Source organism: Sphingobacterium kitahiroshimense, from assembly GCF_025961315.1.
GTDB classification, from domain to species: domain Bacteria; phylum Bacteroidota; class Bacteroidia; order Sphingobacteriales; family Sphingobacteriaceae; genus Sphingobacterium; species Sphingobacterium anhuiense.
The window spans coordinates 5,655,464-5,681,620 of the sequence record NZ_JAOQNK010000001.1; the positions used below are offsets into that span (position 1 = coordinate 5,655,464).

Below are 26,157 nucleotides of genomic sequence, written 5' to 3' on the forward strand. Positions count from 1 at the left end.
GGACCATGATCATAGCCTAATCATATGATATAGAAGTTTAATAATATTAGATACCCGTTATTTAATTGCGGTTTTTTTTTGAAATTATAAATAAATAAAATACATATAAACAATTAATATTACATGGACATCGCAATTTATATCATACTTTCTCTGATTGTTGGTATTGCAATTGGCCGTTATCTTTTAGCTCTTTTGTTTAGTAAACAAACAGCAGAAGCTCAAGAAAAGGTGAAAAGCATTATAAAAGAGGCAGATCAAGAAGCAGAACATCTGAAAAAGAAAAAGCTTTTAGAAGCTAAAGAGAAGTTTCTACAGCTAAAATCAGAGCATGAAAAAGAGGTCAGTCAGCGAAATAATACAATCAGTCAAAAGGAAAATACCTTACGCCAGAAGGAACAATCTGTCAATCAGAAGCTTGAGAATTTAAACCGCGAAAAACAAGAATTAGATGGAACCCGTAAACAGCTTGAAAAGCTTGTTGAAGTAAATGAAAGTAAGTCTGAGGAAGTTGAGCAGTTAAAGCTACAGCAAATTAAACAACTGGAAGGTATTGCTGGAGTTACAGCGGAAGAAGCTAAAAATCAACTGGTCGACTCTTTGCGTGAAGAGGCACGTTCACAAGCAATTAGCCAAATTAAAGATATCGTTGATGAAGCTAAATTGACAGCAACAAAAGAAGCTAAAAAAGTGGTCATCCAGACCATTCAACGTACGGCTACAGAATCTGCTATTGAGAACACGGTTTCTATTTTCAATATTGAGAATGATGAAATCAAGGGCCGTATTATTGGACGTGAGGGACGTAATATTCGTGCATTAGAAGCTGCTACTGGTGTTGAGATCATTGTTGATGATACCCCTGAAGCAATTATTTTATCGGGATTCGATCCTGTTCGTCGTGAAATCGCTCGTTTGGCTTTGCACCGTCTTGTGACAGATGGACGTATCCACCCTGCGCGTATTGAGGAGGTAGTTGCAAAGACACGTACACAGATAGAAGACGAAATTGTTGAAATAGGTGAACGTACAGCTATTGATCTTGGTATTCACGGTTTACACCCGGAATTGATCCGTATGGTCGGTCGTATGCGTTACCGTTCTTCTTATGGACAGAACTTGTTACAGCACTCCCGTGAGGTTGCAAATTTTGCAGCTACAATGGCAGCAGAGTTGGGGTTAAACGTTAAGCATGCAAAACGTGCTGGTCTTTTACATGATATTGGTAAAGTGCCTGATGATAATCCAGAATTGCCACATGCTATTTTGGGAATGCAACTGGCTGAAAAGTATAAAGAACATCCTGATGTTTGTAATGCTATCGGTGCTCACCATGATGAAGTTGAAATGACAGCAATGATTTCACCAATTGTGCAAGCTTGTGATGCTATTTCAGGAGCTCGTCCTGGGGCTCGCCGTGAAGTCGTGGAGAGTTATATCAAACGACTAAAGGAGTTAGAAGATCTAGCATTATCTTATCCAGGCGTTGAAAAAACTTTCGCTATACAAGCCGGTCGTGAATTACGTGTTATTGTTGAAAGTGAAAAGATATCTGATGCACAGGCTGAGATTCTAGCCGCTGATATTTCAAACCGAATTCAGACTGAGATGACTTATCCAGGTCAAATTAAAGTAACTGTTATTCGTGAAATCCGTTCTGTCGCCTACGCGAAATAAAACGAGATTTTAAAAATATAGCTTAAAACTAAGGCTGTCTCATTTATTTGAGACAGCCTTAATTTTTTTAATGATTTGCGCTATTAAGAGGATGTTTTTACTGTTATATATTCAAAGTAGCTCATTATTCTACGTAACATGGAAAGGAGGAGCATGTGATTGATCTTATCGCGGTATAGTTTGCGCACAAATTCTTCTGTTTATTTTATTTCACCATACTGCAAAGCAAAGTTGTTACATGGATTTTTCGTTTCGCTTGACTGAAAAATAAGCTCCCAAAGATGATTATGAATAGATTTGAGTAAAAATAACACTTTCCGTAGGTGCAGAGAGTTTCTGCGAGGAGTACTTTGGGTTTTAACAGGGGGCTAAATAGTATTGCAACGTTACTTGTTTGTAAATCATTTATTCTTAATAGTTAAATAGTATTATCTTAAAAGCATGTTACGTAGCGATACTTAAAGGCCATCCAGAATTTTCAATAAGCCGTGTCGCAATATGAACTACCCAGAGTACCGAAATGTATCGCCATAATGCACTATACTATGGCTATGGAGATAAACCAATCGGCCATAGCGCGTTGCTTTATTGCCTTTGCGCATCATGATTGACTAAAGGTGCATAGACAGTCCGCCATATTGCGACATACGTAGGCGGGAGGGAGAAATCAATAAGCCATAGCGCATTGCTTTATTGCCTTTGCGCATCATGATTGACTAAAGGCGCATAGTCAGTCCGCCATATTGCGATATATGTAGGCGGGAGGGAGAAAGTAATAAGCCATTGTGCTTTGTTTTACTGCGTTTGCGCAAAATGATTTCTACATTTATCGTGTCGAAAGGTCCAAGGTTCCATTGTCTTTTATGTATTGTAGTCACTCTAAACTTAAATAGAGAACATCCTGGCATAAAGCATATGTTAAGATATTTTTGCTTCTGAGGGTGAAAATATCATCCCTTGCTATCTAGTCTCTAATAAGAAAAGCTGTCTCTTAAGTAATTTTTGAATATTTGTACCGTAATGAAAATAAGTGTTTTAGATTTCTTTTTGATCCTATTTAGTGATTAATATTTATTATTGGCATTATATTCGGTTTTCAACAGAGCAGGTTTATTTACAGACTGGCTTTTTTTGTTTTTAATCGCTATTTCGCCTTACTTTCAACTTTTATTTTTAGTATTTTTGCAGTTCATATTGCATAGCAACTATAACGCAGATCAGATGAAGAAAAAGCAACCGCCCGTTCAAGAAGTAAAAAGACCAGTTGATCAATATTTTGAGAATTTAAATGCAAATTTTCAGAATCCTACGAATCGAATTTTTCAAATTATTTTTTTACCGTTATTCTTTTTTGGTTTAATGGGACTGATTTGGATGATTCCATTTCCTCAATTTGATTTTTTGGTTAAATTGGGATGGCATACTTTTCTGAACTGGGGTTCATTTTTTATTGCCGTGCTTATCTATTATTATTTAAAGCTTTCTCCAACACTATCTTATGCTGTTTTACTATGTATAGGCATAATGAGTTATTTTATTGTGCAACTCGAATATATTGAGCGGGATGGTGGACCAAGTGTATTACTTGTTTCTGGAGTGATTACAGCAGTTTCTTTAGCTGCATTATGGTGGGGTAAGTCTAAAGAGAATAAAGCTATTTCATTAGGTGAATTTTGGACATTAATTTCCGTAGGTCCTATTTGGCTTTGGCATTTTGTTTTTAGAAAGGTTAAGATAAAATATTAAAACTTATATAGTTATTTGGAAGCCTTGTTCTTTACTAAGAACAAGGCTTTTTTACATCATTAGAATTTGTAAGTAATACCAGCTCCTAGTATTTGTTTCACTTGTAGATCAGATTTTTTGCCTACTTGAACTCCATTTTCTATTTTAGGAAGTTTGGTGTTATCATCATATATTAACTGTACACCTGCATTTACTGTAATCCATTTGTTAACCTTCATATTTAGATTGGCCGTATAGTCAATATCTACATTTTGTGGCTTCGCTAAATAGTTGGAATAAAGTTTTAGGATATTTTCAAAAGTAACATTCTCCATAATTTGTGTTTTATAATAGGCATCAAATGAAGCACCAAATTCTACGCGTGTATTTTTTCCAGGATCCAGTCCATAATTTGGCGCTAGGCTATCATTCTTAACAATAACAAAGCGAACGGCTGCGGGAGACAAGTTAAATTTTAAATTATCTGATTTTTTATAAGCTATACCGGGACCAAAGCTTAAATAGGCAGGAGCAAAGGCCTCTGATAGCAATTTTTTATTTGCGGATGTATAATCATAACCCTTGGCAAATTGGGTGTTAAAATTAAGAAAAAAGGTGTACAGCCAATGTTCTTTAGCTTGGTAACCCAATAAACTGTTTAAAGATAATCGGTCGTCATTTTTTCTCCAATCTGTTTCCTTTTGAAAAGTTTGACCATAAGCTGCAATTACTTTATTATCCCAGGACCATTTTTCTTTTTTATAGTTGAAGTCATAATTTAAGATTATGTTGCCTGCGAAAGAATTGACTCCCCCGGCAGCCCAATTCGAGAATGAACTTTGGTTAATCAGAAATGTGTTCTCTCCATGTATGGTCCAATTCTTTGTCGAATCAACTTGTGCCTGACCTTTGTTAATTATTAGAAAGATGGCTGCAAACAATAAAAGTTTTATTTTATTCATATTTCATTTTTTTAAGTCTAAAAGCTTAAACACAAAGCCAACTTAGATTGTTTAGTTAAAGTCAATATTTTATTATTAAACAATCAAAAAAACAACCTTTGTCTAGAAGAACACTGTTTTTTGCAAACAATATGATGTGTATTAAGAATCACTATTCTTAAAAAAGTAATTGCTCAGATCTAAATAGGAATTAGAAAAGGAGGTCATATGGAACTGTTTGTGATCAAGATGATTATTTGATTGTTGTGCTAGTTTTTTATTAGGGGAGAGGATTTGGTCGTAATCCGATGTCTGAAAAATAGGATACAGATTGATGCATCATTTACTTGTGAGTCGATTTGGCAGCAGGTGTTAGGATTTCGATAGAAATAGGGTAGCTTTAACTGTTCCAAATCTAGCATATTAAACAAAGTTAATAGTTCGCTTGTTTAATAATTGGAACTTTTATTACAAAATAATCAAAAAATAAGTCATTTTTGTAGAAAGAGAATGATTTATGAAAATAACTTTGTTGTGCATTGGGAAGACAGATGATAAATATTTGATTGAAGGAATTGAAAAATACTTGAAACGATTAAAGTTTTATATAACCTTCAATCTCGTAGTTATTCCAGATATCAAGAATAGTAAAAATCTAACGAACGAACAACAAAAGGAAAAGGAAGCACAACTTTTGCTGAAACATATTAATTCTTTGGATACTGTTGTTTTACTGGATGAGTTTGGGAAGGAGTATCGTTCTTTGGAATTTGCTTCTTATTTGGAAAAGAATATGATTCAGAGTACGCAGCATCTTATCTTTGTTATAGGAGGGCCTTATGGTTTTGATGACCAGATTTATCAGCGTGCTAATCAGAAAATATCATTATCAAAGATGACATTTTCGCATCAGATGATTCGTTTGTTTTTTGTTGAGCAGACCTATCGCGCATTTTCAATTTTAAAAGGTGAGCCTTATCATCATGAATAATTGTGGAATTAATATAATTTATGCATCAATTAAAGAAAGGAGTTACATATGTTACCAAGTAAAAGAGATTATCACTTTAAGAGCGATGATAATAATTCAGGAGTCACTAAGATTATTATTATTGTTTGTATTATCATTGTATTGCTTTTGGCTTATTTTGTCTAAACGATTTATAGCACGAACTTTTCACAAGAGGTTCTATTCTTCGTTTAGAGCCTCTTTTAGTTTTAGTGATTTGATTATAAATGCGTAGAGATCCTGCATAAAAGTATATATTTTCAATATAATTTTTGAAGCAATGTAAGTTCCTGCACTTAAGTGTCTGGACTTTTATTAAAACAAAATAGGCGATACCGGGAGTATCGCCATAAAATCACACTAACTATTAAAATACCTATAGAACTAGGAATTTGCAAAATTCAGTATACCAAAGTTTTACTTTTTTAAATCTGGAATAGTCTTAACAAAATAACTTATTAGGTTCCTTCTATAAAAGGTAATTTTTTTATTGGTATACGTAAATTTAATGTTTTTTTTTATAAATACAAATTTATTTTATATCCTTATAAAAAATATTCCATGCCATTTGGTCGGTTTTGAATGTTAGATTAATTTCTTTCAAGTTTTCTATTTTTACCCATCTAAAAGATTGCGCTTTACCATCTTCATATTCCTGGCCTTCAAAGTCAAATTCTTTTTTTGTGGTTCGGATCTGAATGGGGGTGCTGTTTTTGATTAAATAATATATTGAAATAATCTGACTGTCATTAAAGCTTGATTTTTCATAAAAATCAGTTGTATAGATGTGTGATAAGATTTCAATATCAAAGTTGCATTCTTCTTGATATTCTCTTTTTAGGGCATCAATAAGTCCTTCTCCGTATTCTAAACCACCTCCAGGAAATTTGGTGAACGATACATTTTCAGTTTTCTCATCGCTGATGAGTACTTCATTATCATCATTAATCAAAATTCCATATACTCTTACATTAAAAGGAAACATGTGCTATTATTTTATTTTTTTGATAAATCTTTAAGATAAATATTTTTGAATTCCACAGGCTGACCTTCACTTTGCAAGGCTATAAATCCTTGTTTTAGCTTTTTGCCATCAATTTTTATTCTTGGGTCATACCTATTTGCCACTCCGCCACCTATCGTTGGCTGGCTATATTGAAGGACAGTATCCCCATTAATGATATGTGTTATCAATGAATCACCATGTACAATTAATTCTGCTTTGACCCATTGATCTCCATCATATGTTTTAGAGGTTGATTCTAGACAATGTGATTCCAATTTTTTTCCTTTATAGACGATATCTGTTCCTGGAGAACACATATTGCCGGTTGGTCTCGGGTTTCCATCGCTTAACCCTCCTAAAAATTGCATTTCAACTGAGATTGGCCAATCCTGCTCTTTAGGCATCGTTCTTGGATCTTGTGAATGAAACATCAGTCCGCTGTTCCGTAAGGTATAGGATGGTGCACCCTTTTGTAAATCTCCATAGAATCGATATTCTAGCTTAACGTGATAATCTGAATAGGGCGTTTTATAATAAAGATGTCCATATTGCTCATTAAAATCACCATAGCCATCGTAATTGACTTGTATTACACCGTCTTTTACGCGGAAGGTATTGGCAAAGTTTACATCTACATCATGATGGTGTATTTTCACAATCCAATTATCAAGATTTCTTCCGTTGAACAGACTGATCCACTCGTTTTTATTTTGATTTTTTGAATGATGCTGTGTAGCACAGGCAGCAGACAATGCTAATAAGCCGATCGGCAATATATATTTGAGGTTCATCATTATAAAGGCATAAAACCATTTTCAACTGTTTGCTCGTCTATACCCATATAGGAATAATGCCTCGGTAAAAACCAAGATATAGATGCCATAATTTGTTTAAAATCTTGCTCAGTCTGAAACATAGCTGGTGTAATATTAAAAACTAAATCCTGACTTACCAAAGTTTCATCATCATAATTTCTTGCTATCAACATAATTTTGGGTTCTTTGATCCCCATGTTTACTAAGTATTCTCTCAAATTATGGCGTAAGTCTTTTGGTAGAATTGTTTCTGAAGGTTGTCCCACTAAGATTTTTTCATCTTTATCAATGTGAGCCTCTTCCGTTTTTTTTGAAAAAATAGACTCATCAGAATAGAATTCATTATTTAAGGAATAGTTGACTAGGTCACCATATGAGAAGATCCAGTCTGGTTGCTCTTGATGCGTATTAATAGCAAGCCCCATACCTTTTTTGAGAAGGAATGATTTCAATTTATGTTTGATCACAAAAGCTTGAAAATTTTGATCTTTCGGTGCATTTTCTAATTGAAAATAAGGATATCCATCAGGACCTATGATTAGTTCTGATGCTGCCAGCTGGAAGGTTGACTCACCTATGTTGTCTAAAAATTCTGCTACCCATTTTTCATCACGTTCTTTAAACGGAATCTCCAGTAAAGAATTAATATTGATAGTTTTTGAAAGATCCCCTAGCAGATTTTCATTTGAGTTTTCACTGTCGTTAAATAAATGTACCGTACTCATATTAAATTTCGATCATTATGATAATTAGTAAAAATAGACATTTTATTAGGAATGGGATATAAGGATGTGCAACAATTTCGATTCCTTATTTTTTTTTCTTCTTAGCTGTTTTGACTTGACTTGTGGAAATCATTTGTTCCCAGGTTAATATATAAGGGTGCTGGTCGTTTATTTTTATTTGTCTATTTAATGATAATTGTAATTGGATCCACTTGTTATTGTCTTGTGCGTCGCAAAAGGTATAAGCTTTACCTGTTGTCATACTTCTTCCTGTTCTCCCAATTCTATGCGTGTATAAGGAATCACTATCCGGGACTTCGTAATTTATTACTATGGGAAGGTTTTCGATATCTACTCCTCTAGCAAGTAGGTCTGTGGCAACAAGTATCTGAGTTTCTTTTGCTTTAAAAGCCGTTAATAGTTGCGTTCTATTTTTCTGCGCTTTATCTGCGTAAAGCCCTTCGGCGACAATTCCTTCTTTTTTTAAATCCGCTACGATACGATCTACTGCATGTGTTGTTCTGCTAAAGATCAGTATCTGTTCTTCCGGGTTTAACTCGATTAAGTACTTGATCAGTTTTTTTTTATTGGTTCTGTCTACATAAAATACACTTTCTTCGATCGTGCATTTCTTCACTTCCTTTTCTATTTCAATTTTAATTGGATTTTTCAACGTTTTATTCACAAGTTTCAAAATATCTTTAGGAAGTGTAGCTGAAAAGTAAAGGCTTTGTTTTTTATTTGGTAAATGCTTTAAAATTTGATTTACTTCTTTAATAAAACCTAGTTGTAATAACTGATCAAACTCATCTATAACCAGCGTTTTAATAGTATTACATGTAATTTTCCCTTGGTCAATAAGATCTAAGATACGGCCAGGGGTCGCTATAAGTATAGTAGGACTTTGCAATAGTCCTGCTAGCTGCATATCATAAGCCTGTCCTCCAACAAGTGTGATGGTTGTAACGGGGTAGCTTTGAATGAGCTTATTTATACGACTTTGTGTTTGCAACGCTAATTCTCTTGTAGGATTTAATATAAGTGTCTGCTCCTGTAATGTAATTTCTTGTGTGAAATAGCGATGTAAGATGGGTATTGTAAACGCTTCGGTTTTTCCTGTTCCTGTAGGAGCAATCGCAATAAGATCTTTTTTATTTAGTATATGAGGAATCACAAGTTCTTGAACGGATGTGAGGATTGTGAATCCTGATTGCTCTAAGATGGATAAAAGACTTGAATGAATATTAAGATCTTGAAATTTCAAAGTTTTGATGTTTTATTTTACCAAAGATAAGATTTAGTGACTAAATTGATAATATTCTTTAGTAGAGTAGCTATAAGCTAATTGTAAGTGCTAATTCCGTTAAGCAATTATTTATATTGTTTAAATAGCTATCTCCAATTATTTATTAATGTTAATAATGATTATTTTAGAATATTATTTTTATTAAATTTGTTGGAAACTGAAAATATAATATGTTGGAAACCACATTAGACCAAGGCAGTGATTTAAATTCAAAATTAAGTTTTGATGACTTTAGAAAGATCATTGTTGAAGATTATAGGGTTGCAGTAGAGAGCAGATATGTTAGTCTATTGGGACGTAAGGAAGTCTTAACAGGAAAAGCAAAATTTGGAATTTTTGGAGATGGGAAGGAACTGGCGCAGATTGCAGTGTCTAAAGTATTTCAAAAGGGTGATTGGCGTTCCGGATATTATAGGGACCAAACCTTGGCCTTTGCAAGTGGAATGACCTCAATTTATCATTTTTTTTCGCAATTATATGCTCATCCTGATGTTGAGTATGATCCTTCTTCTGCGGGGCGTCAAATGAATTGTCATTTTTCAGTCCGTGTTATTGATGAGGAAGGTAATTGGTTGGACCAAACGAAGCAAAAGAATACTTTCTCAGATATTTCGACTACTGGCGGGCAAATGGCTCGTATCTTAGGTCTTGGCCTAGCTTCAAAACTGTATCGTGAGAATCCGAATTTATCTTATTTAAAGTATTTTTCTAATGGGGGTAATGAGGTTGTCTTTTGTTCTGTAGGTAATGCGTCAACTTCAGAGGGAGTATTTTTCGAAGTTGTCAATGCTGTAGGTGTTAAACAGATTCCTGTTGTTATTTCGATATGGGATGACGGTTATGGAATCTCGGTTCCGAATGAGGTGCAAACGACTAAAGGGGATATCTCCGAAGTTTTGAAAGGATTTCAGAAGGAAGATGGATCTAACGGTTTTGAGATATTTAAAGTAAAAGGCTGGGATTACCCAGGACTTTGTCAGGCTTATGAGCGAGCTGCAAAATATGCTAGGGAGCACCATACGCCTTGTATTGTTCATGTTATCGAGTTGACTCAACCACAGGGGCATTCTTCTTCTGGTTCTCATGAACGTTATAAGTCGAAAGAGCGTTTAAACTGGGAGCTTGAGCATGATTGTATTGCTAAAATGCATCAATGGTTGATTGATTCGGATATTGCAACTGCTGAGCAGTTGAATTTAATTGACGAAGAAGCGAAGGATTTCGTGAGGAAGGAGCAGAGACGTGCCTGGTCTGATTATAATAAAGCTTTAGCTGTTGATGCTTCACAGGCTATTGGACTTTTAAGTCAAATTGATGACGAACTGGTCGAATTACCTTTAAAACAATTGCAATCTTTAACTGAACCTTCTTTGAAGGAGGTTTATAGTACTGTCCGCAAGGTCATTCGTGAACTGAAAGGGAAGGATATTGAAGGTAAAGGTGCTTTATTGGCTTGGTATAAACTTCAACAAGGGGTAAATGAATCCCGATATAATTCGAAATTATTTACCACAGGAGTTGATGGTCCGGAAAATATCCAAGTTATCGACCCTCAATATTCTGATGATACTAAATTTATTGACGGCCGGGAAGTTCTTAACTTATGCTTCGAAGAGAATTTCCGTCGAGATGAGCGCTTGTTAGCATTTGGTGAGGATGTTGGTAAAATTGGTGATGTAAATCAAGGGTTTGCTGGTCTACAAGAGAAGTTTGGAGAACATAGAGTATTTGATACTGGAATTAGAGAGAATTCTATTATAGGGAAAGGAATTGGATTGGCTATTAGGGGACTTAAGCCTATTGCTGAAATTCAATATTTAGATTATCTTCTTTATGGTATTACGGTGGCGAGTGATGATTTGGCGAGTTTGAGTTATCGTACGTTTGGGGGACAGAAAGCGCCTGTTATTATTCGTACTCGTGGTCATCGTTTAGAGGGTATCTGGCATTCGGGTTCCCCAATGTCTATGATTTTGGGGACTTTAAGGGGGCTGCATATTTGTGTTCCTCGTAATATGACTCAAGCTGCTGGAATGTATAATACTTTGTTTAGATCCGATGAGCCTGCTCTTGTGATCGAGTGTTTAAATGGTTATCGTTTAAAAGAACGTTTACCAGATAATATTGGTGACTTTACGATCCCGATTGGTTATGCTGAGTGCATTAGAGTAGGTGCTGATATTACTGTTGTTTCATATGGTTCTACTTTACGTGTGGTCGAAGAGGCTGCGATGGAACTGGATCGATTGGGCATCAGTGTTGAAATTATTGATGCTCAAACTTTACAGCCTTTTGATAAAGCTCATTTATGTGCTGAATCGTTAAAAAAGACGAATAAACTATTGGTTGTGGATGAGGATGTCCCTGGTGGTGCATCGGCATTTATTATGCAGCAAATATTGGAGGATCAAAATGGTTATTATTTATTAGATAGCCAGCCTAGAACGTTGAGTGCTAAAGCACATAGGCCTCCTTATGGCTCTGATGGGGATTATTTCACAAAACCTTCGAGCGATGATATTGTGGAAACTGTCTTTGAAATGATGAACGAAGGTAATCCGGATAAATATCCCTCACTATTTTAGTCAGTGAGGGATAGATACTTTTATGAGAATTGAGCGGCAGCACCAATAATTGCCGCCTCTTCTCCTAGAATTGCAGTTTTTATATTATATGCTTCTACTTGATTTTTCTTTTGACCCAATAGTATAGGTAGTGCTTTTGCAATATTTCCTCCGATTACAAAGTCTATACAATTGTATTTTTTACTGAAGAAATCAAGAAAATCCAATAAATGGATGCTATATTCCTCACATAATATGCTAAAGGCAGGGTTTTGTTGATGCTCATTGATAATTTGTTTAAGTCCCGTTACTTCAATATCTGTAAGTTCCTTAAACCGTTTTATAAACCATCTGGTTACTAAAAACTCTTCAAAAATTAAATTTTTATATGGTGTGTTCCAAAGATCGGCATCGAAAGATTTTTCTCCTTTGTTCCAGACTGCTGAACCGAGACCTGTACCTAAAGTGATTCCTAAAATTCTTTCTTTTGTATTCAGGTGTTGAGCAAAAACCTCTCCTTGCAAAAAAGCCGCGGCATCGTTAATGAAATGAATATTTTGTTCTGGAATTCCTATTAATGTTGCCAACGGGGTTTTGACATTCATTTTATATAGGTCATCGTATTTGCTTTGTCCAGTCATCATAGACACACCATTTTCATAATCGAAAGGGCCAGGCATTGCTATTCCAATGTGTTTTACCATAGATCCAGCAGCTTCTACGCAACTGTTAATTGTGTTTGCCCAAGTAAGGAAAATCGATTTAGCATTTTCTTGCGAAAAAACGTGGTTTCTCACCACGTTATTCGGAATAATTTTCCAATCTAATTTATTTACTATAGCGGCGCTAATATGTGTGCCGCCGATATCCACTCCTAAAATGAATTCACTTTTATCTGACATTTTTGTAACTAGATTGTTTTAATAAATGATCAGCAATAACTAATGCAGCCATTGCCTCAACAATAATAACAGCTCGGGAAACTACACAAGGATCATGTCTTCCTTTTCCTTGAACTGTAGCTTCATTACCATTTGAATCAATTGTCTGTTGATCTCTCATAATAGTAGCAACAGGCTTGAAAGCTGTTTTAAATGTGATGTCCATACCATTTGAAATACCACCTTGTATTCCTCCAGAGAAATTGGTATGGGTTTTAGTACGATGGATATCATGTTCTTCAGATACAAAAAGATCGTTATGCTGTGAACCTAGTAATTCAGAACCAGCAAATCCTGATCCATATTCGAAACCGTGTACGGCATTGATGCTCATCATTGCCTTAGCTAGATCCGCATGTAATTTGTCAAAAACAGGTTCACCCAATCCGACTGGTACATTTCTAATAATAGTTGAAATGCGTCCTCCTACAGTATCACCTGATTTACGAACAGCATCAATAAATTCAATCATTTCATTCGCTGTAGCAGGATCAGCACATCGTGCAATATTAGATTCTCTCAAATCTAACAATGCTTCTAAATCTTTTGTATCTAAATTTGGAGATTCAATTTTGCCAACACCTGATACGTGCGCAAATATTTCTATTCCATGTTGTTTTAAAAAGGATTTGGCAATTGCTCCTGCGGCAACTCTAGCTGCAGTTTCTCTAGCCGATGAGCGACCTCCACCTCGGTAATCACGATGACCATATTTCATATGATATGTATAGTCTGCGTGTGATGGTCTAAAGATATCTTTTATATGTGAGTAATCTTTCGATCTTTGATCTTCGTTTGGGATAAGTATGGCAATAGGTGTTCCTGTAGACTTGCCCTCAAATACGCCAGAAAGAATTTGTGCTGTATCACTTTCTTTGCGTTGTGTGGTTATTTTTGATTGACCGGGCTTACGTTTATCAAGTTCTGATTGGATAAAGTCCTCATCAATAGCTATATTTGGAGGACAGCCATCTAAAATAACACCAATCGCTTTTCCGTGAGATTCCCCAAAAGTGCTAATTCTAAATAAATCGCCAAATGAATTTCCTGCCATGATTTAATATAATTTCTATAAATATAGGTAAAACCGCAATAATAGGAGCATTATTGCGGTATTTTTTGCTAAGTAATAATAAATTTGTGCTCAGCTAAATGTTTCCAGAAGTCTGGATAAGATTTTTCGACAACCTGTGGTTCCTCAATATTAATACTTTTGAATATTAATGCAAGTGGGGCAAATGCCATTGCCATTCTATGATCTTCATATGTGGCGAAAGAAACAGCTGTTGGTTCGAAGACTTCATCAGTTTTGATGTGATAAGTGGTTCCATCTTCGATCAATTTTGCTCCGAATTTAGCAATTTCTGTTTTTAAAGCTAAAATTCGATCTGTTTCTTTAATTTTCAATGTTTCTAAACCTGTAAGTGATATATCGCGTCTTAATGCAGCCGCTATAACTACTACTGTCTGTGCTAAATCTGGGCATTCTTTCATGTCAAAAAATGTTTTCCCAGAAGGTTCACTTATTTTTGTAAGGTGTAAACCATCTTGTTCAAACGCTGATGCAACACCAAAGTGGCTCATAATTTCAACAATTGCTATATCACCTTGTAGACTACTTTTTTTCAATCCGGGAAGTATGATCGATCCTGAATTAGAAAGTGCTACTATGGCATACCAATAAGACGCCGCGCTCCAATCAGGTTCGACATAAATCGTTGCTTCCTTTGTTTCTTGATTTGGAATATGAATGGTATTATGCAACCATTCGTATTGAATACCAACTTCTTTCAACATATTCAACGTCATGGTGACATAAGGTCGTGAAGTAAGTTCGCCTTCAATTTCAAGTGTTAAACCTTTTTTTAAGGATGCCGCAATGAGCAATAGAGCTGAAATATATTGACTGCTAATATTTCCCTTAATTGAAATTTTATCCTTACTCTGAATCATGCCACCTTCTATATGAAGAGGTGGGAAGCCAGATTTTGCTTCGTAATGAATATCAGCTCCGATAGTCTTGAGCGCGTCAACTAAAATACCGATAGGTCTTTGTTGCATACGTTCTGAACCGGTTAGAATGAAATTTCCTTTAATCAGATTAAGATAGGCTGTTAAAAAACGCATTGCGGTCCCTGCGGGTCCAATATCAATTTTTGTTAGTTCAGATTGCGTATTGGTAGCTAGCAGAAGAGCCTTCTTTAGTGTAACTGTATCAAAAGCTTGCGAAAGATTTTCTATTTGTACTTTCTCTTTTCCCAATGCTTGAATAATAAGGGCACGGTTGCTTTCTGATTTTGAACCAGTAAGTTGAACCGTACCATTAATACTTTTAGATGGGTGAGTAAGTGTAATCACCTGTTGACTCATTATGCCTCCGCAGTAGGTTGAGTATTCATGATTGCATTCTGTTTACGAATTGATTCATTATGAATTAATTCTAAGAATTTAACTGCAAAATCATTGCTCAAAGTTAATGCTTCAGCGAGCTGCGTGCGTTTTTGAACGATTTCGTCCCAACGGTTAACTTGTAAGATTGTGACACTATTATCACGCTTGTATTCGCCAATTTTTTCAGCAATTTTCATACGTTCACCAATTTTTTGAATAATTAGATCATCTAATTTATCGATGCTTGTACGTAATTCTGCTAATTTATCTTCAAAAGCTTGATTATCTGAGTCTGCTTTACGTAAGTTTAAGTGATCAATTAAATCAGCCAAAGCCGCTGGAGTAACTTGTTGTTTTGCATCAGTCCAAGCAACTGAAGGGTCAATATGTGATTCAATGATCAATCCTTGTAAATCCATATCCATTGCTTTTTGAGAAATGTACGGCAACAATTCACGGTTACCACAGATATGGCTTGGATCGTTGATAATTGGCAAATCAGGACATAATGATTTTAATTGAATCGCAAGATCCCACATTGGTTCGTTACGGAAAGCTGATTTTTCGTAAGAAGAGAAACCTCTATGAATAGCTCCTAATCTTTTGATTCCCGCACGGTTAATACGCTCTAAAGCACCAAACCATAATGATAAATCAGGGTTTACCGGGTTTTTAACGAATACAGGGATATCTACTCCAACTAATGCATCAGCAATTTCTTGCACAGTAAATGGGTTTGCAGTAGAGCGCGCTCCAATCCATAACACATCTACGCCAGCAGCTAATGCTTCTTCAACATGCTTCGCTGTTGCAACCTCTGTCGCTGTCAATAATCCTGTCTCTGCTTTTGCTCTTTTCAACCATTCTAAACCAATAGAACCAATACCTTCAAATTCTCCTGGACGAGTACGTGGTTTCCATATACCTGCACGTAAGATGTTTACTTTACCAGTATTTGCTAATAAATGCGCTGTTGAAACCAATTGATCTTCTGTTTCAGCACTACAAGGTCCTGCTATGATTAAAGGCTTGTCTCCTGTATCTAACCAAGATTTTAAGGGGACGATATCTAATGTGTTTTTCATTATTATGTAATTTTATTTTTTTAGTGGTTATGAAGTTATCATGATCATTTTTCGTTACTTTTCGAGCGCTTTAGGCCATGATGATTTCAATATCTATTGTGAGTTTTATTTTTTACTTTTTATTTATTAGAACTTATATGCGGTCATTTTTTACATATTCACCCATAATATTAAAATTGATGCTGTGTTTTAATACTTTACGAATAGCAGCGTCATAATCTGATTGCTTTTTCCATTCCACATCAACGAAAAAATCATATTCATTTCTTTTTCCTATGACAGGCATAGATTGGATTTTACTTAGGTTAATATTTTGATCAGCAAAGCATTGTAAAATCGAAGCTAAAGAACCTACCGAGTTTCCTGTTTGAAAGGATAAAGAAGCTTTATTTGCACTTGCTTGTTCTTCGACATCATTGGATAACACTAAGAATCTCGTACTATTTTTTTTGTTAGTTTCAATCTTTGCTTCTAATATATTGAGACCATACGTTTTTGCAGCAAGTGTACCTGCAATAGCAGCAGTGTCAGTTAATTTTTGATTTGCCACTTTTGCTGCTGAAGCCGCTGTATCTGAACTTTCTGATATTTTAACATCTGGTAATTCCTGCAAGAACTCTTCGCATTGGCGAATGGCCATTTGATGCGATTCTATGAATTTTATATCAGCAAGTTTAACTCCTGGTAAAGCCAATAAATTTTGATGAATGCTTAAGGCAATTTCACCTACAATGTTGAATTTATAATCTCTCAAAAGATTATAATTGGGTAAGATACTTCCCGCAATTGAGTTTTCAATAGCCATTACAACATAATCAACTTTTTTCTGCTTTAATAATTCGCAGGTTTTTTTAAAAGTATCGCATTCTATCGTTTCGATGTCTTCACCGAAGTACTTAAATGATGCTTCTTCATGAAAGGAAGCTTTTACTCCCTGTATTGCAATTTTTAAACCCATTGTTTGTTTTATATGTTCTTAGAAAAAGCAAAAGTTCCGATTGTTGATCGGAACTTTTGCTTTTTAATATCTTGTGATAATTACAAATTCGTCCCTGCTCTTATTGTCTAAAATAAAAGTAATTGAAAAAATATGTAGTCGTCGTTTTCATTATTTGTTCGTTTCGATATTTCAAATATACGGATGTTTTTTATAAATGCAAGATAAAAATTAAATATTTTTTTAGTCGTAATTTTATGTGTTTTTTAATGAAAAATACAGCTATTTTTTTAGCTGTTTTTTATGTAATTTTTTATGTACTTTTTGTGTTTGATATCCTTGTTTATTTTGTTTAAATGCATATAAATTATAATATAGATTATTTTTTTATGAAAAAAATCAGTTTATTTTGTCTCTTTTTTAAGTTTATTTTTGTGTTTTTTTTAAGTTTATTTATGTTATTTTTTTGTTTTAAAAACACTATTTTATGTCATTAATTTGGTGGTTTATTTGTGTTTTTGTTTAGAATATATCGAAAATTAAGCTGAAAATTTTCAACATTTAGTCTCCGCAATGAGTTGATTAGGTATATCAAGGTGTGTTGCTTGTCATACGATCACTATTTAAGTTATGCATAAATAGAAGTCTATGTTATCGGAGATATTTCTCATATGACGGAACATAAAAACTACATCAATGACTAAGGCTGGATAGTGAGTAAGCTGTATCGCTGGAAAATTGCTAGCTAATTTTGATACCAATCACTAATTCCTATCTGAAGATAGCAACTGGCTTTTATCAGTTTTAGGTCTTCTAAATGTGAAATACGGGGAATATTTCGTAAAATTGAAGGAGAAGGCCTGAATAGCTTTAAACGGTTTTCGAAATTATTTAAGTTTATGATTTTTGTTTTATTAAGTGTTCTATGTAGTGTTACGGTCGCAGTGCTATTAAAGTATGCAAAACTACAGCAGGTAAGCACCAAACAAATTATTGTCTGGAATTATCCTGTAGCAGCAGTACTAACTTATTTTGTTTTAGAGCCAGACCTCGGAGATATACAGATTGGACAAATGCCTTGGGAATTGTATATTCCTTTGGCAATTTTACTTCCAACACTTTTTATTTTTATTGCATTGACAATTCAATACACAGGTTTGGTTAAAACGGAGATTGCACAAAGATTGTCTCTGTTTATTCCTTTAATGGCATCCTTTGTGCTTTTTTCGGAAGTCATTACCTGGAATAAAGGAATTGGTATTCTAGTCGGTTTAGTTGCTATCATTTGTTCCATTGGTTGGCAAAAGGGGAATGTTAAAAATAACAATAAGATTGGTAGCCTGCTGTATCCTTTAATTGTTTTTATTGGAATGGGTGTTATTGACATTCTTTTTAAACAAATAGCGCTTCATCAATCTGTTCCTTATATTACAGCTATGTTTGTTGTTTTTTTATTGGCCATAGCTGTGGCGTTTCTATTTATGATTTATTTCTTAGCAATTGAAAAGCAGTCATTTTCTTTTAAATCTTTCGGATTTGGCATTGTATTGGGCTTTTTCAATTTTGGGAATATATTGTTTTATATGAAAGCTCATAGAGCAATTCCAGATAATCCTTCTATTGTTTTCACAGGGATGAATATTGGTGTAATTTCAATAGGGGCTCTGGTCGGTGTTTTATTATTTAAAGAAAAATTAAGTGCTATCAATAAATTAGGGCTAGCACTTTCTATTATATCAGTTTTAATTATAACATATTTGTGAGTTTATTTGAAGATACTTATCGTACAATTGAAAAAAGTGCAGAGGGAATATTTCGTGATAAAGGAAGTAAATTTATTTCCTATGCCTACCCATTCACTACGGAAGATCAGTTGAAGGAAATCATAGCAGATCTAAAAACCCTACATCCTAAAGCGAGACACCATTGCTGGGCTTATCGAATTGGTCCGGATCGAACAGTATATCGGCTGAATGATGATGGAGAGCCTTCGGGGACGGCCGGTCGGCCTATTTTAAATGTATTACTATCACAAGATGTAACAAATATTATTGTGGTTGTAGTTCGTTATTTTGGAGGAACTTTATTAGGCGTCCCAGGTCTGATTAATGCTTATAAAACGGCGACTCAAGAGGTTTTATCTGCCGTAGAGATTGTAGAGAAAACTGTCAATGATATCTATAAAATTGAATTTGATTACTTAGCTATGAACGACGTGATGCGCGTGGTTAAAGAAGAGAATATAACTGTCAGTAAACAAGTTTTTGATAATACATGCTATATGGAAATTGAAGTACGAAAAATGCAGGTCAATTCGGTCATTACACGTTTTGATAAAATTGATAATTGTAAACTTTCTTATTTGCGGACAATATGATAAATGATTCAGAATTAATATTGAATAAAGATGGGAGTATTTATCATCTGAATTTAATGCCAGAAGATATTGCAGATACCATTATCACAGTAGGGGATCCTGACCGTGTAGTAAAGGTATCTCAGTATTTTGACCGTATTGAACTTCAGAAGGGAAAAAGGGAGTTTATTACACACACAGGATATATTGGTAATAAACGTATTTCTGTTATATCAACAGGCATTGGAACGGATAATATTGATATTGTCTTTAATGAATTGGATGCGCTCGTGAATATTGATTTTGAATCAAAAGCATTAAAGTCAAAGCTAACAAGTTTAAATATCATTCGAATCGGAACTTCTGGTGCTGTTCAATCGGATATTGAAATGGGAACGATTTTGGCTTCTTCATTTGGAGTAGGCTTTGATGCCCTGATGCAATATTATGTAAAACCCTATTCAGCTTATGAGAAAACTTTGGAAAGAGCAGTATGGGATGCTTTTCCGAATTTATATCTAAAGCCTTATGTTGCGGAGGGCAGTAAAAATTTATTAGCACAATATGCTTACGATTTGCCAAAAGGAGTGACGATGACTGCTCCTGGTTTTTATGCACCTCAGGGTAGGAATGTGCGCTCTGAAAATACGTTTCCTAATTTGATCCAATTGGCGAATAGCTTCAAGTCAGATGGTTTACGAATTACAAATTTAGAAATGGAGACTGCTGGAATATATGCTTTATCCCGTATGTTTGGTCATCAAGCGCTATCTATTAATGCTATTTTAGCCAGCCGTGTAGCGGGACATTTTAGTTCAGAGCCAGATAAAGTCGTAGATCGTGCTATAAAAATGATTTTAGAACGTTTTTAAAAAATAGAAAAGGAGTTGTATTAAACAACTCCTTTTCTATTTGAGTCAAATTTTAGCATGATGAAGAGTAAAATGGTGAAACTCCATAACGAAGATCCTCCATAACTTATGAATGGTAATGGAATACCAATGACAGGTACAATTCCTATTGTCATTCCTATATTAATAAAGAAGTGAAAAAATAGGATGGAAGCCACTCCATAAGCATAAATTCTTGCAAAAGCAGATCGCTGTCGTTCTGCTATATGAATGATGCGGAGCAATAATGTTAAGTATATCGCTATTAAAAATGTAGAGCCGACAAATCCCCATTCTTCACCCACTGTACAGAAAATAAAATCTGTACTTTGCTCGGGAACAAAATTGTATTTGGTCTGTGTACCTTGAAGATAGCCTTTACCCCAAAATTGTCCAGAACCAATTGCTATCTTAGATTGATTTAAATTGTAACCCTGTCCTCGTGGATCGTCCATTTTCCCAAGGATGATATCAATACGATTTCTTTGATGAGATTGTAAAACATGATTGTAGACAAGATCCACACATAATATGAATACCGACGAAGCGGCAAAAAGAATTCCTATATTAATTAAATTTTTCCGCTTTTTTCTAAACGTCCACATGAAAAAGCCCGCAATTAAAGCGAGTATGCCAATTAATATCCATGCATTTACGAGTAGTGCCATAACAAATAGGACAATACAGAGTCCTCCGAAAATAAGTAAGCTGTTATTGACATATCCTTCTCGATAGAATACAAAGATGAGGGAAAAGAAAGCTAGAGCAGAACCGGTATCAGGCTGAAGCATTACGAGGAATACGGGGAATAATACTATACCAGCACCGATGGCTAAAGTATGCATATTTGGGTTTTTGTTGCTTTGAGAGCTGAGGTAGTTGGCCAAGAGGAGACAGGTTGCCAGTTTTCCAAATTCGGATGGTTGAAGCCTGAAACTTCCAATAGGAATCCATGCCTGATTTCCACCAACATTTCGACCAATAACCAAGACCGCTATTAATAATAGCACAACTACAGCATAGATAACGGGAGATGCGGAACTGAAAAACTTAGCGTCTATAATTAAGATGGTAATACCTATAATTAATGCAGAAGCAATGTACATGGACTGTTTACCATAATTTGTTGCCATATTAAATAATCCAGGATTTTCTGGATCATAGACAGCTGCATGTATATTAAACCAACCGATCAAACATAAAGCTAACCATAAAGAAATGGTTAACCAGTCTATCTTTCCGAAAAAACTACTTTTTTGGTTATTCATGATTTCTCCTTACAGCACTATGGTGGACAATTGTTTCCTTTGGCATTACTGCAGCAATACGGTTAACGTTTTTTGTGGTATCTTTTTTAGATTTAGTTGAATCCGTAGTTTTCTTCAAATCTGCTTTCTTTGGGTCTGCTTTTGGAGCAGGCATAAAATTAGCATTGTAAATACGATCTTGAATATGCTTCGGCATTGTGATTGTATCCTTGATATATTTTTCAACCATCATACTGGCAATAGGGCCAGCCCATACACCGCCATAACCAGCATTTTCAACAAAAACGGCAATGGCAATTTTAGGATTATCCCTAGGAGCAAATGCAAAGAATACAGCATGATCTTTACCATGTGGGTTTTGTGCTGTTCCTGTTTTTCCACACATTTCAATACCAGCAATTCTATTTGCGAAGGCTGTTCCTTCTCCCATATTTACTGCTCTGCTTAATCCCTCTATTACCGGAGTATAGTATTTAGCGTCTACACCTGCTGATATTTTTTCAGTAAACTCCTTTTTAACGATCTTTTTATCGCCAATACCTTTAATAAGGTGAGGACGGTAATAAAAACCTCTATTTGCCACAATAGCCATAATATTTGCCATCTGCAGTGGAGTAACGCCCATTTCTCCCTGACCAATCGATAATGAAATATTAAAAGATGAACGCCATTTGTCGTTTCTGTAACTTTTAGTGAAATGTTCCGATTTATATAATAAGCCTGCATTTTCACCAGGTAAATCAATTCCTAATCGATGACCAATACCAAATTTGGAAATTGCATCGTACCATAGATCGTACGCTTTCGGTCCTGACAGGCCTCTTGAATCAATCATTTTGGCATAAGTATACCCATAATAGGTATTACAAGAGACTTGAATGGATCTGATCAAAGATGTTGCTCCATGGTAATGGGTACAGCGCATAAAACCTCTTCCGCCACCATAGCTATAACCATGTGGACAAAAGAAAGAGGTGTTCTCATCAATAACGCCAGCTTGTTGAGCAGTTAAGGCTGCAACAACCTTAAATACAGAGCCAGGGGGATAAGATGCTTGAATTGGACGATTAAATAAGGGTTTGGTCTCATCATTTAATAATTTCATATAATTATTACCTGTTTCACGACCGACCATGTCATTTGGATTATAACTGGGGCTACTTACATAAGCAAGCACTTCTCCTGTGGAAGGTTCAATGGCAACAATAGATCCCAGTTTGTTTTTCATCAGTTTTTCACCCAAGATCTGAAGTTCTTTGTCTAAAGAAGATACTAGACCTTCCCCAGAAACAGCCAAAGTATCATAGCGTCCTTCCATAAATACACCTTTTGGTCTATTTAAGGCATCGACCATGAGGTTTTTAACTCCTCTTTTTCCTCTTAATAAATCTTCATAAGAGCGCTCAACACCACTTCGGCCAATATAATCTCCTGGACGATAGAAGCCATTTGACTTCTCCACATCTTTTTCTGTAACTTCATTTACATAGCCCAGAAACTGTGCTGCGATACTATCCGGATAATTTCGCACAGTTCTATTTTGAACATAGAAACCTCTGAATCGATACAAATACTCTTGTAAATGGGCATACGTTCGGGATGATAGTTGTTTTTCAAAGATGGAGGCACGATAAGGGGAATGTGCACGGGCTTTATCCATACGTTTGATAAAACCTTCTTTGTCAATTTCAATCAATTGACATAATAGAGCGGTATCGATATCTTTTGCTTCTCTTGGCGTAACCATGAGGTCATATACAGGTTCATTTTGTACTAATACCTGACCTGTACGATCTAAAATAACACCACGTGCGGGATATACTATAACTTTCCGCATGACATTGCTGTTAGCAGAATGTATATAGGAGTCATCTATAATCTGAAGATAAAATAGCCTTGCTATTATTAATAACGCAATACTAATAATAATGCCTTGAATGACAAATTTACGTGCAAAAAAACTATTCATAAATTCTTTTATCCTCCTTTTAAGCGATGGAATTACTAAATTCTACTCTTTCTTTTATAGAAAAGAAAACTAAAAATGAGTAGGATAACCATTGTAAAGATACAACTTAAACCAATAGTCGCTAATGTGTACTGAAACTGTTTGAAACTGAATGTTTCTAATGTGACAAGAACAAAGTGATGAATCAATGTTCCGAAAAAAGTATATGAAAAGAACCATTTAAAATTCATTTCACCTAAAATTGGTGTAATGAATGTATCCATATCGTTTTCAATTGTAATTTTCATAAAAAATACACGATAGGCGGCTAATGCAACACACGCAGCGGCATTGACTCCAAGTGTATCATAAAATACATCTACCGAAAGTCCGGTTAAAAATGCAATTGTAAATAATACAAAGTTCGGCATTCCGGTAGGAAGCAAAAAGATAAATAGAATATATGGAAAAGGACTTGCTAGATTATAATAGCCGATATTTTTAAACAAGAATACCTGCATGGCAATAAGTACCAAAAACCGAATGATATTAAAGAGTAATATTCTAGCCATTATCCTGATTCGTTTCTTCTAATTGTTTTAATTCTTTTGCCAATAAATCTTTCACAACATATACATGGTGGAGGTTTGAAAAATTAGTACTCAAGAGAATTCTTAAATCTAAAAAAGAGTCTCCGGAAGATATTCCCGTTTCCACAACTGCGCCTACCAGTATACCTTTTGGAAAGTGGCCAGAGTAGCCTGAAGTGAACACTTTTTCCGCAGTCTTAACTTTTACGTGATTCGGGATTTCTTTGACCATTGCAAAACGGTAGTCTACGTTGCTGCCCCAAACTAAAGAACCAAATACATCTGTATTAGCTAATGTTACTGATATTTTTGTGTCGGGATGAAGTAGAGACTGAACTGTCGAAAAGTGCGGTGTTACGTTTAGCACAATACCGACCACACCATTTGGAGCAATTACGCCCATTCCTTTTTCAATACCAGCTAAAGAACCTTTATTTAGGGTGAGATAATTACTTTTTTGGTGAATGCTATTATTTGTAACGCTTGCAATAATAAACTCATAACGTCCAAATTCACTACTATCAATGACCGGTCTCTTAGCCATGGCGACTGTATCGGTCGTCAAATAGTTTTCTAACTGCGTTCTCAAACTTGCATTTTCTTTTACAAGTTGATCATTTGTTTCTGTTAGTGACAGGTAGCTTTTCCATGAATTCACTTTTTGGTAAATATTGCCAATTATCGTGTTGGAAGAGTTTAATGCACTAGCACGCTGAAAGGTATTGTTAGTAACAACCAGAAACATAGAAAATCCAAAAAAAAGGATAAACCAAAAGAAAGCGTTATAACGTCTAAGGAATAACCAAAGGTTTCTCATTGTTTAATAATTATTACTTTGCTATTTAATAAAGAAGCGATATAGTGAAAAATCAGCTATATCGCATATAAAATTTTATGTTGTGGCAATTATGATTGCATTAAGAACTTAAATCTGCCAATATTCTTTAATGCTATGCCTGTACCGCGCACTACTGCACGAAGAGGATCTTCTGCAATGTGTACCGGTAATTTAGTTTTAGCTTGAATCCTGCGATCTAATCCTCTCAATAGAGCACCACCACCTGTTAAGTAGATACCAGTTTGGTAAATATCAGCAGACAACTCTGGAGGCGTAATTTCTAAAGCTTTCAATATTGCTTCTTCAATTTTAGAAATCGATTTATCTAAACAATGTGCAATTTCTGTATATGAAACGGTGATCTGTTTTGGGATACCTGTCATGAGGTCACGGCCTTGAACGGCGAAATCCTCAGGTGGATCCTGTAATTCCGGAAGAGCTGCACCAACTTCAATCTTAATTTTCTCAGCTGTACGTTCACCTATCATGATGTTGTGCTGTCTACGGATATACTGTACAATATCGGAGTCGAAGTTATCTCCTGCAACACGGATTGATTGGTCGCAAACAATACCCGAAAGTGCAATTACTGCAATCTCTGTTGTTCCACCACCGATATCAATAATCATGTTACCCATTGGTTCTTCGACATCAATTCCGATACCTACTGCGGCAGCCATTGGCTCATGAATTAAATACACTTCTTTTGCTCCTGCAATTTCTGCAGAATCGCGTACGGCACGTTTCTCTACTTCAGTGATTCCTGAAGGGATACAAACCACCATTCTTAAAGAAGGGAAAAACCAACTTTTACCATTATTTACTAATTTTACCATACCACGAATCAAATGTTCTGCGGCAGTAAAATCTGCAATAACTCCATCACGGAGAGGGCGTACTGTTTTTATATTATCGTGTGTCTTACCTTCCATTTGCATTGCCTGACGTCCGATTGCAATTACTTTGTTTGTCGTACGATCAAAGGCTACAATAGAAGGTTCATCAACTACTACTTTGTCATTATAGATAATTAAGGTATTTGCGGTACCTAAATCGATGGCAACTTCTTGTGTAAACCAGTTAAATAAACCCATTTGCTGTATTTTAAGCTACTTTTTATGAATATGCAAACCTACTAAAAATTA

Annotated in this window: 22 protein-coding genes; 7 read left to right on the forward strand and 15 right to left on the reverse strand. The window is 35.2% G+C overall.

Features of this window, described 5'->3' with window-relative positions; translation table 11 throughout:
- The first annotated feature begins 123 nt into the window (after positions 1-123).
- Together rny and M2265_RS24180 are read left to right on the forward strand one after the other, a co-directional pair.
- The gene (gene rny, locus M2265_RS24175) at positions 124-1,677 is read left to right on the forward strand and encodes a ribonuclease Y (protein WP_132772610.1); all 1,554 of its coding nucleotides are present in this window, start codon (positions 124-126) and stop codon (positions 1,675-1,677) included.
- 1,221 nt (positions 1,678-2,898) lie between these two features.
- Positions 2,899-3,423: a hypothetical protein gene (locus M2265_RS24180; protein WP_132772612.1), complete on the forward strand. Its 525-nt coding sequence runs from the start codon at positions 2,899-2,901 to the stop codon at positions 3,421-3,423.
- A gap of 59 nt (positions 3,424-3,482) precedes the next feature.
- On the opposite strand, the gene M2265_RS24185 is transcribed toward M2265_RS24180, so the two are convergent.
- A complete protein-coding gene (locus M2265_RS24185) occupies positions 3,483-4,364 on the reverse strand; it encodes a DUF3078 domain-containing protein (RefSeq protein WP_132772613.1) in 882 nt (293 codons plus the stop codon).
- A gap of 496 nt (positions 4,365-4,860) precedes the next feature.
- Between M2265_RS24185 and rlmH the strand changes: the two genes are divergently transcribed.
- Positions 4,861-5,334, forward strand: a complete 474-nt coding sequence (gene rlmH, locus M2265_RS24190; RefSeq protein WP_132772615.1) for a 23S rRNA (pseudouridine(1915)-N(3))-methyltransferase RlmH — start codon at positions 4,861-4,863, stop codon at positions 5,332-5,334.
- 550 nt (positions 5,335-5,884) lie between these two features.
- Here the strand turns inward: rlmH and M2265_RS24195 are convergent.
- From M2265_RS24195 to M2265_RS24210, 4 genes are all read right to left on the reverse strand, one after another.
- Positions 5,885-6,337, reverse strand: a complete 453-nt coding sequence (locus tag M2265_RS24195) for an NUDIX domain-containing protein (RefSeq protein ID WP_021191207.1) — start codon at positions 6,335-6,337, stop codon at positions 5,885-5,887.
- Between the two features lie 11 nt (positions 6,338-6,348).
- Positions 6,349-7,152, reverse strand: a complete 804-nt coding sequence (locus tag M2265_RS24200) for a DUF1080 domain-containing protein (protein ID WP_132772617.1) — start codon at positions 7,150-7,152, stop codon at positions 6,349-6,351.
- A complete protein-coding gene (locus tag M2265_RS24205) occupies positions 7,152-7,898 on the reverse strand; it encodes a hypothetical protein (RefSeq protein ID WP_132772619.1) in 747 nt (248 codons plus the stop codon). Before M2265_RS24205 ends, M2265_RS24200 begins: the two co-directional genes overlap by 1 nt.
- Positions 7,899-7,983: 85 nt before the next feature.
- The gene (locus M2265_RS24210) at positions 7,984-9,162 is read right to left on the reverse strand and encodes a DEAD/DEAH box helicase (RefSeq protein WP_132772620.1); all 1,179 of its coding nucleotides are present in this window, start codon (positions 9,160-9,162) and stop codon (positions 7,984-7,986) included.
- A 212-nt stretch (positions 9,163-9,374) separates the two neighbouring features.
- Here M2265_RS24210 and M2265_RS24215 point away from each other — a divergent pair, with 212 nt between their 5' ends.
- Positions 9,375-11,789: a thiamine pyrophosphate-dependent enzyme gene (locus tag M2265_RS24215; RefSeq protein WP_132772622.1), complete on the forward strand. Its 2,415-nt coding sequence runs from the start codon at positions 9,375-9,377 to the stop codon at positions 11,787-11,789.
- Between the two features lie 20 nt (positions 11,790-11,809).
- Here the strand turns inward: M2265_RS24215 and M2265_RS24220 are convergent, their stop codons facing one another.
- The 5 genes from M2265_RS24220 to M2265_RS24240 form a co-directional block, all read right to left on the reverse strand.
- Positions 11,810-12,670 carry an ROK family protein gene (locus tag M2265_RS24220; RefSeq protein ID WP_132772624.1) on the reverse strand — a complete coding sequence of 287 codons (861 nt, stop codon included), beginning with the start codon at positions 12,668-12,670 and terminating at the stop codon, positions 11,810-11,812.
- Positions 12,660-13,763 (reverse strand): chorismate synthase, encoded by a 1,104-nt coding sequence (gene aroC / locus M2265_RS24225; protein ID WP_021191201.1) that lies wholly within the window; start codon positions 13,761-13,763, stop codon positions 12,660-12,662. The genes M2265_RS24220 and aroC overlap by 11 nt, the downstream gene beginning before the upstream one ends.
- A gap of 68 nt (positions 13,764-13,831) precedes the next feature.
- Positions 13,832-15,079, reverse strand: coding sequence for a 3-phosphoshikimate 1-carboxyvinyltransferase (gene aroA / locus M2265_RS24230; RefSeq protein WP_132772626.1), 1,248 nt, complete (start codon positions 15,077-15,079; stop codon positions 13,832-13,834).
- Positions 15,079-16,185 carry a chorismate mutase gene (locus tag M2265_RS24235; protein WP_021191200.1) on the reverse strand — a complete coding sequence of 369 codons (1,107 nt, stop codon included), beginning with the start codon at positions 16,183-16,185 and terminating at the stop codon, positions 15,079-15,081. Before M2265_RS24235 ends, aroA begins: the two co-directional genes overlap by 1 nt.
- 133 nt (positions 16,186-16,318) lie before the next feature.
- Positions 16,319-17,143, reverse strand: coding sequence for a prephenate dehydratase (locus tag M2265_RS24240; RefSeq protein ID WP_132772628.1), 825 nt, complete (start codon positions 17,141-17,143; stop codon positions 16,319-16,321).
- A gap of 878 nt (positions 17,144-18,021) precedes the next feature.
- Here M2265_RS24240 and M2265_RS24245 point away from each other — a divergent pair.
- Genes M2265_RS24245 through M2265_RS24255 form a run of 3 tightly spaced genes read left to right on the forward strand, consistent with a single transcriptional unit; the run spans position 18,022 to position 20,350 of the window.
- Positions 18,022-18,885 (forward strand): hypothetical protein, encoded by an 864-nt coding sequence (locus M2265_RS24245; RefSeq protein WP_021191199.1) that lies wholly within the window; start codon positions 18,022-18,024, stop codon positions 18,883-18,885.
- Positions 18,882-19,499, forward strand: coding sequence for a YigZ family protein (locus M2265_RS24250; RefSeq protein WP_021191198.1), 618 nt, complete (start codon positions 18,882-18,884; stop codon positions 19,497-19,499). The genes M2265_RS24245 and M2265_RS24250 overlap by 4 nt, the downstream gene beginning before the upstream one ends.
- Complete coding sequence (locus tag M2265_RS24255; protein ID WP_132772630.1) at positions 19,496-20,350, forward strand: nucleoside phosphorylase; 855 nt, start codon at positions 19,496-19,498, stop codon at positions 20,348-20,350. The genes M2265_RS24250 and M2265_RS24255 overlap by 4 nt, the downstream gene beginning before the upstream one ends.
- A gap of 20 nt (positions 20,351-20,370) precedes the next feature.
- Here M2265_RS24255 and rodA read toward each other — a convergent pair whose 3' ends face one another.
- From rodA to M2265_RS24280, 5 genes are all read right to left on the reverse strand, one after another.
- On the reverse strand, positions 20,371-21,636 hold the full coding sequence (rodA, locus tag M2265_RS24260; protein ID WP_132772632.1) for a rod shape-determining protein RodA: 1,266 nt from the start codon (positions 21,634-21,636) through the stop codon (positions 20,371-20,373).
- Entirely contained in the window at positions 21,629-23,605 is a 1,977-nt protein-coding gene (gene mrdA / locus M2265_RS24265; protein WP_132772634.1) for a penicillin-binding protein 2, read from the reverse strand. Before mrdA ends, rodA begins: the two co-directional genes overlap by 8 nt.
- Positions 23,606-23,640: 35 nt before the next feature.
- Complete coding sequence (locus tag M2265_RS24270) at positions 23,641-24,156, reverse strand: rod shape-determining protein MreD (protein ID WP_132772635.1); 516 nt, start codon at positions 24,154-24,156, stop codon at positions 23,641-23,643.
- Positions 24,149-24,991: a rod shape-determining protein MreC gene (mreC, locus tag M2265_RS24275; protein WP_132772637.1), complete on the reverse strand. Its 843-nt coding sequence runs from the start codon at positions 24,989-24,991 to the stop codon at positions 24,149-24,151. The genes M2265_RS24270 and mreC overlap by 8 nt, the downstream gene beginning before the upstream one ends.
- A gap of 89 nt (positions 24,992-25,080) precedes the next feature.
- Complete coding sequence (locus M2265_RS24280; protein ID WP_021191193.1) at positions 25,081-26,106, reverse strand: rod shape-determining protein; 1,026 nt, start codon at positions 26,104-26,106, stop codon at positions 25,081-25,083.
- Positions 26,107-26,157: the final 51 nt, after the last annotated feature.